Annotated in this window: 10 protein-coding genes; 5 read left to right on the forward strand and 5 right to left on the reverse strand. The window is 71.6% G+C overall.

Annotated features, from left to right (window positions below; translation table 11 throughout):
* Positions 1-161 precede the first annotated feature (161 nt).
* The 4 genes from ACFYOS_RS35745 to mshC all read left to right on the forward strand — a co-directional run bounded on the left by ACFYOS_RS35745 (position 162) and on the right by mshC (position 3687).
* Positions 162-875: a histidine phosphatase family protein gene (locus tag ACFYOS_RS35745; protein ID WP_387151564.1), complete on the forward strand. Its 714-nt coding sequence runs from the start codon at positions 162-164 to the stop codon at positions 873-875.
* A gap of 112 nt (positions 876-987) precedes the next feature.
* Positions 988-1566 carry a DUF3090 domain-containing protein gene (locus tag ACFYOS_RS35750; protein ID WP_387151567.1) on the forward strand — a complete coding sequence of 193 codons (579 nt, stop codon included), beginning with the start codon at positions 988-990 and terminating at the stop codon, positions 1564-1566.
* Complete coding sequence (locus ACFYOS_RS35755; RefSeq protein WP_387151570.1) at positions 1563-2381, forward strand: SCO1664 family protein; 819 nt, start codon at positions 1563-1565, stop codon at positions 2379-2381. The genes ACFYOS_RS35750 and ACFYOS_RS35755 overlap by 4 nt, the downstream gene beginning before the upstream one ends.
* A 67-nt stretch (positions 2382-2448) precedes the next feature.
* Positions 2449-3687 carry a cysteine--1-D-myo-inosityl 2-amino-2-deoxy-alpha-D-glucopyranoside ligase gene (gene mshC / locus ACFYOS_RS35760; protein ID WP_387151572.1) on the forward strand — a complete coding sequence of 413 codons (1239 nt, stop codon included), beginning with the start codon at positions 2449-2451 and terminating at the stop codon, positions 3685-3687.
* 21 nt (positions 3688-3708) lie between these two features.
* On the opposite strand, the gene ACFYOS_RS35765 is transcribed toward mshC, so the two are convergent.
* Together ACFYOS_RS35765 and ACFYOS_RS35770 are read right to left on the reverse strand one after the other, a co-directional pair.
* Complete coding sequence (locus ACFYOS_RS35765) at positions 3709-4500, reverse strand: GntR family transcriptional regulator (protein ID WP_387151575.1); 792 nt, start codon at positions 4498-4500, stop codon at positions 3709-3711.
* Between the two features lie 112 nt (positions 4501-4612).
* Complete coding sequence (locus ACFYOS_RS35770) at positions 4613-5482, reverse strand: PAC2 family protein (RefSeq protein ID WP_387151578.1); 870 nt, start codon at positions 5480-5482, stop codon at positions 4613-4615.
* Positions 5483-5743: 261 nt separating this feature from the next.
* Between ACFYOS_RS35770 and metH the strand changes: the two genes are divergently transcribed.
* Complete coding sequence (gene metH / locus ACFYOS_RS35775; RefSeq protein ID WP_387151581.1) at positions 5744-9262, forward strand: methionine synthase; 3519 nt, start codon at positions 5744-5746, stop codon at positions 9260-9262.
* 201 nt (positions 9263-9463) lie between these two features.
* Here metH and ACFYOS_RS35780 read toward each other — a convergent pair whose 3' ends face one another.
* The 3 genes from ACFYOS_RS35780 to ACFYOS_RS35790 all read right to left on the reverse strand — a co-directional run bounded on the left by ACFYOS_RS35780 (position 9464) and on the right by ACFYOS_RS35790 (position 10795).
* Positions 9464-9670, reverse strand: coding sequence for a bleomycin resistance protein (locus ACFYOS_RS35780; RefSeq protein ID WP_387151585.1), 207 nt, complete (start codon positions 9668-9670; stop codon positions 9464-9466).
* Between the two features lie 31 nt (positions 9671-9701).
* On the reverse strand, positions 9702-10190 hold the full coding sequence (locus tag ACFYOS_RS35785) for a VOC family protein (protein WP_387151588.1): 489 nt from the start codon (positions 10188-10190) through the stop codon (positions 9702-9704).
* A gap of 407 nt (positions 10191-10597) precedes the next feature.
* Entirely contained in the window at positions 10598-10795 is a 198-nt protein-coding gene (locus ACFYOS_RS35790; RefSeq protein WP_387151591.1) for a hypothetical protein, read from the reverse strand.
* Positions 10796-10988 lie beyond the last annotated feature (193 nt).

Genomic DNA, 10988 nt, shown 5'->3' on the forward strand with positions numbered 1-10988 from the left:
CGGGCGGTGGTTGGGGCGGGCGTGGCCGGGCTGGTGACCCCCGGCGGCGGGCCGGGCGGGGGCCCGGGCGGGCCACACCCGACAACCGCAACCACAGACACAAACGCAACCACAGAGACAAGCGCAACCACAGACGCGCCTACCGGGCCTGAACACCTAGGGTGGTCACCGTGGCGACCCTTCTGCTTCTGCGACACGGCCGGACCACCGCGAACGCCGACGGCGGTCTGGCCGGGCGGCAACCGGTCGAGTTGGACGAGACCGGTCGAGCCCAGGCCATGGCGGTCGGGGAGCGGCTGAAGGGACTGCCGCTCGCGGCCGTGGTGACCAGCCCGCTGATCCGCTGCCGGCAGACCCTGGAGCTGGCGCTGCCGGAGGCCGAGCCGGTGGTGGAGGAGGGCCTGATCGAGTGCGGGTACGGCGCCTGGGAGGGGCAGCCGCTGAAGAAGTTGGCGAAGGAGCCGCTCTGGCCGGTGGTCCAGCAGCATCCGAGCGCCGCCGTGTTCCCGGAGGGGGAGTCGATGGCGGCGATGTCGGCGCGCGCGGTCGCGGCGGTCCGCGCCTGGGATGCGCGGGTCACCGCCGAGCACGGACCGGAGGCGGTGTGGTTGGCCTGCAGCCACGGCGATGTGATCAAGGCCATCGTGGCCGACGCGCTCGGCGTACACCTGGATCTTTTCCAGCGGATCGTCGCGGACCCGGCGTCGGTGACGGCGATCCGTTACACGCCGATGCGGCCGTTTCTGGTCCGGCTGAACGACACCGGCGGTGACCTGGCCGGCCTGGTGCCGCCGCCCCGCAAGCGGCGCCGGCGGGCGGCGCGGGCGACGGACTCGGATGCGGCGGTGGGCGGCGGCGCGGGAGCGGCCGGGTGAGCCGGCCCGGCGCGCCCGGCAACGGCCCTCCTGGGCCCCGGCGTTTCGCCTTGGGCGGATTCAGCGTCGGTGCGCTGCGCGACGTTCCCACCCGCCGGATAGGGTCATGAGTATGACCCACCAGGTGCACGCCTTCGAGCCGCCCGAGCGGTTCGTCGCCGGAACCGTCGGCCCGCCGGGGGAGCGTACGTTCTTCCTGCAGGCGCGCGGCGGTGGCCGGGTGGTTAGCGTCGCGCTGGAGAAGGTCCAGGTGTCCCTGCTCGCCGAGAAGCTGGACGAGCTGCTCTCCGAGGCGCAGCGCCGCTTCGGCGTCGAGCTGCCGGAGCTCCCCGCCGCGGTCGGCGACAATGACCCGCTGGACAACCCGGTCGACGAGGAGTTCCGGGTCGGCACGCTGGGCCTGGCCTTCGACGTGGACAGCGCCACCGTGGTGATCGAGGCGATCGCCGTCGGTGAGACGGAGGTCGAGGTCGCGCTGGGCGAGGCCGACGACGACGAGGACGAGGATCCGGACGAGCCGGACGACGACCTCGACCGGCTCCGGGTCCGGCTGACTCCCGAGGCGACCCGCGCGTTCATCGAGCGGGCCCGCCGGGTGGTCAACGCCGGACGCCCGCCCTGCCCGCTCTGCGGCCAGCCGTTGGACCCGGCGGGCCACCTCTGCCCGCGGCACAACGGTTATCACCGGTGACCTCGTCGGAACTCCAGCCCCGACAGGACGGCGCCGCCGCGCTGCGACTGCTCAGCGACGGTGAGCTGGCCCTGGAGGGGCGGCTGGTCGAGGCCTCCAACACGACCCTGCGCGGCATCCTCAGCCTGGACGGGATGACGGTTCGCTGCGTCTACAAGCCGGTACGCGGCGAGCGTCCGCTCTGGGACTTCCCGGACGGCACGCTCGCCGGCCGGGAGGTCGCGGCGTACCTGGTCTCCCGGGCGAGCGGCTGGGACCTGGTGCCACCGACGGTGCTGCGGGACGGCCCGTTCGGGCCCGGCTCCTGCCAGCTCTGGATCGACGAGCCGGAGGACGCCGAGCCGCTGGTCGGGTTCGTGCCGGCCGAGGCGGTGCCGCCGCGCTGGTTCCCGGTGGCCGCGGCCCGCGACGACGACGGCGCGGCGTACGCGCTCGCGCACGCCGACGACCCGCGGCTGGCCCGTCTCGCCGTCCTCGACGCCGTGCTCAACAACGCCGACCGCAAGGGCGGTCACGTGATCGTGGGCCCGGACGACCGGATCTACGGGGTCGACCATGGCGTCTGCTTCCACGTCGAGGAGAAGCTGCGTACGGTCCTCTGGGGCTGGGCCGGCCGGGAGCTGCCGCCGGACGCGGTGGCGATGCTCGACGGGCTGGCCGGCCAACTCACCGGCGCCCTCGGCGACGAGCTCGCCGAGCACCTGACCATCAGCGAGGTCGCCGAGCTGGCGGCCCGGGTGGACCGGCTGCGCGGGACCGGCCGCTTCCCGCTGCCCCCGGAGGACTGGCCGGCCATGCCCTGGCCGCCGATGTGAACCATTGTCGCGTTGATCACCCGTAGCCCGGCACGCGAGGGCCTGACGGATCGTTAGGCTGACGGTCATGGAGTCTTGGGCGGGACACGAGGTGCCACGGCTGCCGGGTAGGGGCGAGCCACTGCGGTTGTACGACTCGGCACGGCAAGGTGTCCAGCCCAGCCAGCCCGACGGGGACGCGGCGATGTACGTCTGCGGCATCACCCCGTACGACGCCACCCACCTCGGCCACGCCGCCACCATGATCACGTTCGACCTGGTGCAGCGGATGTGGCGGGACGCCGGCCTGACCGTCCGGTACGTGCAGAACGTCACCGACATCGACGACCCGCTGCTGGAGCGGGCCGAGCGCGACGGCGAGGACTGGAAGGTCCTCGCGATGCGGGAGACCGCACTGTTCCGCGAGGACATGGAGGCGCTGCGGATCATCCCGCCGGCGCACTACGTCGGCGCGGTGGAGTCGATCCCGGACATCGCCGAGCAGGTGCTCGTCCTGCTCAAGGACGGCGCCGCGTACCGGCTCGACGACGGCACCGACGACGTCTACTTCGACATCGCCGCCGCCCCCGCGTTCGGCTACGAGTCCAACCTGTCTCGGGACGAGATGCTGAAGCTCTTCCCGGAGCGAGGCGGGGACCCGGACCGGGCCGGCAAGCGCGACCCGCTCGACCCGCTGCTGTGGCGGGGCGCCCGGGAGGACGAGCCGTCCTGGCCGGGCGGCGAGCTGGGGGCCGGCCGGCCCGGCTGGCACATCGAGTGCGCGGTGATCGCGCTGAACCTGCTCGGCGACCGGATCGACGTGCAGGGTGGCGGCAACGACCTGATCTTCCCGCACCACGAGTGCTCGGCGGCGCACGCCGAGCGGCTCACCGGCGAGGCGCCGTTCGCCGACCACTACGTGCACGCCGGCATGATCGGCCTGGACGGCGAGAAGATGTCGAAGTCCAAGGGCAACCTGGTCTTCGTGTCCCGGCTGCGGGCGGACCGGGTGGACCCGATGGCGATGCGGCTGGCCCTGATGAGCGGGCACTACCGCGCCGACCGCTCGTGGACCGACGAGCTGCTCGCCGCCGCGCAGGAGCGGCTGGCGCGCTGGCGCCGGGCCGCCGCCGTGCCGGCCGGGCCGTTCGGGAAGGCGTTCCTGGCCGCGGTACGCGCCCGACTCGCCGACGACCTCGACACCCCGGGCGCCCTGGCGGTGGTCGACGACTGGGCCGCGCAGGCCCTGGCCGGGGTCGCCGACGACGCCGACGCGCCGAAGCTCTTCGCGGACACCGTCGACGCGCTCCTCGGCATCCGCCTCTGAGCGGCCGCCCGGCGGCGGCGGTCAGCCGAGGACGAGGCCGGGATCCGGGTCGGGCTGTTCGGCCGGGGCGGGGATCTTGTACTCCTCGGTGAGCGTGGTCATCGGACCGGGCCAGGTGGCCTGGGCGACCTCGATCGGTCTGCGCCGCTCGTCGTACGCGACGTGCAGCAGGTGCAGCACCGGGGTGTCCGGCCGGATCTGCAGCGTCTCCGCCTCCTCCCGGCTGGGCTGGCGGGCGCTGATCGTGTCGGTCGCGCTGACGTACCGCCGGCCGGTGGCCTCCTCGGCCTCCTGGTAGAGCGGGCGGCCGAACGCCTCGGCCCGTTCCAGGGAGGTGCCGGCGGTGTCGGCCGGCAGGAACCAGGAGGCGCCGACCTCGACCGGGGATTCGTCGGTGCGGACCAGGTGGCGCCGGCACAGCAGTTCGGTGCCGTCGGCGACCCCGAACGCGTCGGCCACCTCGGGCGGGGCGGGGGCCCGGCCGACGGCGACGAGCTGCTGCTTGTACCGGGCGGCCAGATCGGTGTGATAGCCGCGGAAGCCGCCGTACCGCCCCCGGGAGAGGCGGTTGAGCCGGCGCCGGGTGCCCCGGACGTACGTACCGGAGCCGGGTTTGGTGATCAGGATGCCCTCGACCCGCAGCTGGTCGACGGCCCGCTGCACGGTCTGCTTCGCCACGCCGAACATCTCGGCGATGGCCGGGATGGACGGCAGTCGTTCGCCGGGCGCCCAGTCGCCGCGGCGGACCTGGGCCTTGAGCTGCGCGGCGATCTGGCGGTGCGGGAACTCGGCCGCGCCCGGGTTGATCTGCATGCCCGCCTCCTCATGACAGCTAGGTTCCTAGGATGCCGTAGAGGCGGTGACGTCGCCACCCCGGACCCGAAAAACCGGGCCCCGAAGGACCCGGTTCTCGACCGCTCGATCGCTACCAGGAGCCGGCCGTCGGGCCGGCGGAGCCGCCCCGGCGGCGCAGGTACTTCTCGAACTCCTGGGCGATCTCGTCCCCGGTCAACGGGGTGATACCGGCGTCGCCGACCCGCTCCTCCAGCTCCCGGACGTACTCGCCCAGCTCGGCGTCCTGCTCGGCGGCGCTGCGCACCCGCTGCTCCCACTCGGCGGCCTCCTCGGCCAGGTCGGCCATCGGCACCGGCAGGTCGAGCACCTCCTCGACCCGGTGCAGCAGCGCGAGGGTGGCCTTGGGACAGGGCGGGTTGTTGGCGTAGTGGGGTACGTGCACCCAGAACGACACCGCGTCGACCTCGGCCCGGCTGCAGGCGTCGTGCAGCACGCCGACGATGCCGGTCGGGCCGTCGTAGCGGGTCGGGGTGAGCTGGTAGCGCTTCGCCGCGTCGGCGTCCGACGCGCTGCCGCTGATCGGCAGCGGCCGGGTGTACGGCACGTCGGCCAGCAGCGCGCCGAGCAGCACCACCCGCTCGACCTCCAGGCTGTGGCAGATCTCCAGGACCTGCTCGCAGAAGGTGCGCCAGCGCATGCTCGGCTCGATGCCGCGAATCAGCACCACGTCCCGCTCGGTGCCCTCCGGGCTGGCGACCATGAAGCGCGTGGTCGGCCACTCCACCCGTCGGGTCTCGCCCTCGGCCATGGTGATGGTCGGCCGGCTCACCTGGAAGTCGTAGAAGTCCTCGGGGTCCAGCTCGGTCACCTGCCGGGCCTGCCAGACCTGCTCCAGGTGCTCCACGGCGGCGGTGGAGGCGTCAGCCGCGTCGTTCCACCCTTCGAAGGCCGCGATGGCGACCGGGGACCGCAGCACCGGCAGCCCGTCGAACTCGGTCACGCCGTCACCTCACCCTGCTCGTCGGGAGCGTCGCCGGGTCCCCGCCCGGACGTCCGCCCGCCGTGCACGGTCGCGTCCCTGATGTCCTTCACGTCCGCCAGCCTACGTGCCGGTTCGGGATGCGGCCCGTCGGCCGCGCCGGTCGGCCGGGCCGACCCGTCGGACAGAACGGATGATTAGGGCACGGTGATCCCGCTGACAGTATGTGGGAACCGCTGAGTGCCTCGACCGGGTTTCGAACTGCCGCACTAACCTGGCTCTGTGCGGACTTCGTTGCTCGATGTGCTGGCAGACCGGATCCTCATCGCCGACGGGGCGATGGGGACAATGCTCCAGGCCGCCGACCTGACCCTGGACGACTTCGACGGCCTCGAGGGCTGCAACGAGATCCTCAACGTCACCCGCCCGGACGTCGTCCGGGGCGTGCACGAGGCGTACCTGGCCGCCGGCGCGGACTGCGTGGAGACCAACACCTTCGGCGCCAACCTGCCGAACCTGGCCGAGTACGGCATCGCGGAGCGGATCCGCGAGCTCTCCGAGGCGGGGGCGCGGCTGGCCCGGGAGGCTGCCGACGCGTACGCGACGTCGGAGCAGCCCCGGTTCGTGCTCGGCTCGATGGGCCCGGGCACCAAGCTGCCGACCCTCGGGCACGCCTCGTACGCCTCGCTGCGGGACGCGTACCAGGAGAACGCCGCCGGCCTGATCGCCGGCGGCGCGGACGCGCTGATCATCGAGACCTGTCAGGACCTGCTCCAGGTCAAGGCGGCGGTGGTCGGATCGAAGCGGGCGCGGGCCGAGCTGGGGCGGGATGTTCCGATCATCTGCCAGGTCGCCGTGGAGACCACCGGCACCATGTTGCTGGGCAGCGAGATCGGCGCGGCGCTGACCGCGATCGAGCCCCTCGGCGTCGACCTGATCGGCCTCAACTGCTCCACCGGCCCGGCGGAGATGGGCGAGCACCTGCGCTACCTGGCCCGGCACTCGCGCATCCCGATCTCGGTGATGCCGAACGCCGGCCTGCCCGTACTCACCGCCGACGGGGCATACTTCCCGCTCACGCCGGTCGAGCTGGCCGACGCCCTGGAACAGTTCGTCACCGAGTACGGCGTGGGCCTCGTCGGCGGCTGCTGCGGCACCACCCCCGAGCACATCCGGGTGCTGGTCGAGCGGCTGCGCGGGGCGCGGCCGGTGGCCCGGGAGCCGAAGCCGGAGGCGGGCGTCTCGTCGATCTACCACCACGTGCCGTTCGCCCAGGACTCCAGCACCCTGATGGTGGGGGAGCGGACCAACGCCAACGGCTCCAAGGCGTTCCGCGAGGCGATGCTCGCCGGCGACTGGCAGGCCTGCGTGGAGATCGCCCGCGGCCAGGCCCGGGACGGCTCGCACCTGCTCGACCTCTGCGTCGACTACGTCGGCCGGGACGGCACGACGGACATGGGCGAGCTGGCCAGCCGATTCGCCACCGCGTCCACCCTGCCGATCATGCTGGACTCCACCGAGCCGGCGGTGATCGAGGCCGGGCTGGAGATGCTCGGCGGGCGCTGCGTGGTCAACTCGGTGAACTTCGAGGACGGCGACGGCCCGGAGTCCCGCTACGCGCGGGTCATGCCGGTGGTCCGGGAGCACGGCGCCGCCGTGGTCGCCCTGCTCATCGACGAGGAGGGCCAGGCCCGCACCAGGGACTGGAAGGTGCGCGTCGCGGTACGGCTGATCGAGGACCTCACCGGCCGGTGGGGGCTGCGCCGGGAGGACATCCTCATCGACGCGCTGACCTTCCCGATCGCCACCGGGCAGGAGGAGACCCGCCGCGACGGGGTGGAGACGATCGAGGCGATCCGGGAGATCGCGGCCCGCTACCCGGGGGTCAACTTCACCCTCGGCATCTCCAACGTCTCGTTCGGCCTGAACCCGGCGGCCCGGCAGGTGCTCAACTCGGTCTTCCTGCACGAGTGCGCGCAGGCCGGCCTGACCTCGGCGATCGTGCACGCCAGCAAGATCCTGCCGATGTCGAAGATCCCCGACGAGCAGCGCGATGCCGCCCTCGACCTGGTCTACGACCGCCGCCGCGAGGGCTACGACCCGGTACAGCGGTTCATCGAGATCTTCGAGGGCGTCGACGCCGCGTCGGCGCGGGCCACCCGGGCCGAGGAGCTGGCCGCGCTGCCGCTGGACGAGCGGCTCAAGCGCCGAATCATCGACGGCGAGCGCAACGGCCTGGAGGCCGACCTGGACACCGCGATGGCGGAGGGACACGCGCCGCTGTCGATCATCAACGACCTGCTGCTCGACGGCATGAAGGTGGTCGGTGAGCTGTTCGGCTCCGGCCAGATGCAGCTGCCGTTCGTGCTCCAGTCCGCCGAGGTGATGAAGACCGCGGTGGCGTACCTGGAGCCGCACATGGAGAAGTCCGACGACGACGGCGGCAAGGGGCGCATCGTGCTCGCCACGGTCAAGGGCGACGTGCACGACATCGGCAAGAACCTGGTCGACATCATCCTGTCCAACAACGGCTACGAGGTCGTCAACATCGGCATCAAGCAGCCGATCAACGCCATCCTCGACGCCGCCGAGGAGCACCGGGCCGACGCGATCGGCATGTCCGGGCTGCTGGTCAAGAGCACGGTCATCATGAAGGAGAACCTGGCCGAGATGGCTTCGCGCGGCGTCGCGGAGCGCTGGCCGGTCCTGCTCGGCGGGGCGGCGCTCACCCGGGCGTACGTGGAGGACGACCTGCGGTCGGCGTTCCCCGGGCAGGTGCACTACGCCCGGGACGCGTTCGAGGGGCTGTCCCTGATGGACCGGGTGATGGCGGCCAAGCGGGGCGGCGCGCCGATGGTCGACCCGGAGCGGGAGGCCGCCCTGGCGGCCCGCCGGGAGCGTCGGGAGCGGCAACGGGCGATGGTCCGCGAGGCGCTGCCTGAGCTGGACGACGCCTCGGTCCGTTCCGACGTGGCCGCCGACGTGGCGGTGCCCACCCCGCCGTTCTTCGGCACCCGGGTGGTCAAGGGGGTGCCGCTGGCCGACTACGCGGCGCTGCTCGACGAGCGGGCCACCTTCCTCGGCCAATGGGGGCTGCGTGGCGCCCGCGGCGGCAAGGGACCGTCGTACGAGGAACTGGTGGAAACCGAGGGGCGGCCCCGGCTGCGCTACTGGCTGGACCGGCTCATTGCCGACAAGGTCCTCGAGGCGGCCGTGGTGTACGGCTACTTCCCGGCGTACTCCGAGGGCAACGACCTGGTGGTGCTGGACGAGAACGGGCACAGCGAGCGAGCCCGGTTCTCCTTCCCCCGGCAGCGGCAGGAGCGGCGGCTCTGCCTGGCCGACTTCTTCCGGCCCCAGGGCGACGAGTTGGACGTGGTGGCGTTGCAGCTGGTCACCGTCGGCCAGCCGATCAGCGAGTACACGGCGAAGATGTTCGCCGGCAATGAATACCGCGACTACCTGGAGGTGCACGGCCTGTCGGTGCAGCTCACCGAGGCCCTGGCCGAGTACTGGCACCGGCGCATCCGGACCGAGCTGACGCTGCCCGGCGGGCGTACGCTCGCCGACGACGACCCGGCGGACCTGGCCGGTCTGTTGCGCACCGACTACCGGGGCTGCCGGTACGCGTTCGGCTACCCCGCCTGCCCGGACCTGGAGGACCGGGCGAAGATCGTGGAGCTGCTCGGCGCGGAGCGGATCGGGGTGCAGCTGTCCGAGGAGTTCCAGTTGGTGCCGGAGCAGGCGACGGACGCGATCGTGGTGCATCACCCGGAGGCGAACTACTTCAACGCCAAATAGCTGGGGCAACGGCTAGGCCGATGACCGGGGACGATGGTGGCGCGCCGTCTGCCGGCACCTGGACGGTATAGGCCGGCACCAAACCGGATCGTCGCACTTTGCAGGGATGGACCGAGAGCCGCGCGCAGCGTTGCCGGCGAGCTCGGCTGTTGCCAGAAGAGCCCACCGTCAGGTTCTTCAGTTCAGATACCGGTGCGGGCGTCAAGCGGGTGAGACGACAACGTGCTTGACCTCTGCCATGTAGCGCCCAGCGGCCGCGGAAGCATCGTCCGCGGGGCTCCCGGTTTCACGCGCACGCATGTACGCCGCGTACCAGTCCCACCAGTCGTGCGGTGGGGCAACCGCCTCAAACGAGCCGTGGTGTTCGGCCGCCTCATGCAGGAGCTGCGCAAGATCTTCAACGTCCATCAGTCAATACCTCCTCGGTCGTGCGGACTGGTCACCGTCCGGGTTGCCGCTCCTTGACCTCCTGCAGCAGCCACCCGTTGCCGTCCGGGTCGGTGAACGAGGCGAATGAGGCGTAGCTGCGACGGTCTGGGGCTGGGCCGTCCACCCGTTCCTGGTCGCCGGTGTCGTAGACGTTGTGGTAGACCTCGCTCACCTCCACGCCCCTGCTGATCAGGTCAGCGCGGGCTTGATCGATGTCGGAGACCACGAGGTAGGTGCCCTGGGCAGTGCCAGGCGCCGCGGGGGTGAGCCCGCGGCCGAGGTGGATCGAGCATACCGACCCCGGCGGCGTCAGTTGCACGATCCTGAACTTCGGGCCGGCCTCGTAGTCCGCATCGAGCCGCCACCCCAAGCCCTGGTAGAAGCGCAGGGCGCGGTCGACGTCAGCCACAGGGATGACGACGACCTCGAGCTTCATGAGCGTGGTCGGCTCCTTGACGACGTCCGTTGCGCCGCCCTGATCTTCCTGCGGGGTGCTCATGTCGACCTCCCGTGGCAAATGCCCGGTTCGGTTCAGGGACCTGGATGAGCCTCCACCGGCCGGGAACCCGAGCGCCCGCTCCGGATCATCCGTGGACCGGCTGATACGACAATTGTGGCTTGCCGGACACCGCCGATGAGGGCTGTTGGCGGGACGCGCTCCCACCTCGGCAACGCCCGTAGCTGCGTGGTCTTTGCCTTCGGCGGTTTTCCGTCCGGCGGCCGCCTCACGACCCTGACTGCGTACGAGCACCGATCCCTTGAAGTTGATCGTTCAATTCACGGGTGACGTGGCGATGCTGTGGGCGCCCCACAGGATGTGGTAGCGACCGGACGGCGAGTCGACACGACTGCTAGGAGAACGAGCGGCGAGGGTTCCACCGGGAATGCCCCCAGGAACTGCACGGGCTACTCGCAGCGGTCATCGGAGCCTCGCCCGTATGGCTCGCAGCAGTCGGGGCGGTGGTGGTACACGGGCAGGTCCCGTCCGTGCCGGTGTTCCACCGCCGGTGAGATCTCGTACAGGCAGGCTCGCCACACAGCAGTCTCCCCGCCTCCCGGGACGACTTGACCGTCGCCTGGCCCGCCGCGCAGCAGCACGTCCACCCGCTTGAGGTTATGTGGCTTCCCGGCCGGGAGCGTGTAGTACGAGCGCTCCGTGGCGTGGGAAGAGCTTTCACCTACAGCCGGCGGAACGTGGTGCTCTAGCCTCGGTCTTTCGCTAACTGTTGATCAAGGCCGTTGAGGCGGCTGGTTGATCTTTCGGGTGGTCATTGCTGGCGTGGGTATACCGGTGGCC

It is taken from the genome of Micromonospora sp. NPDC005806 (assembly GCF_042871425.1).
In the GTDB taxonomy this organism is placed as follows: domain Bacteria; phylum Actinomycetota; class Actinomycetes; order Mycobacteriales; family Micromonosporaceae; genus Micromonospora.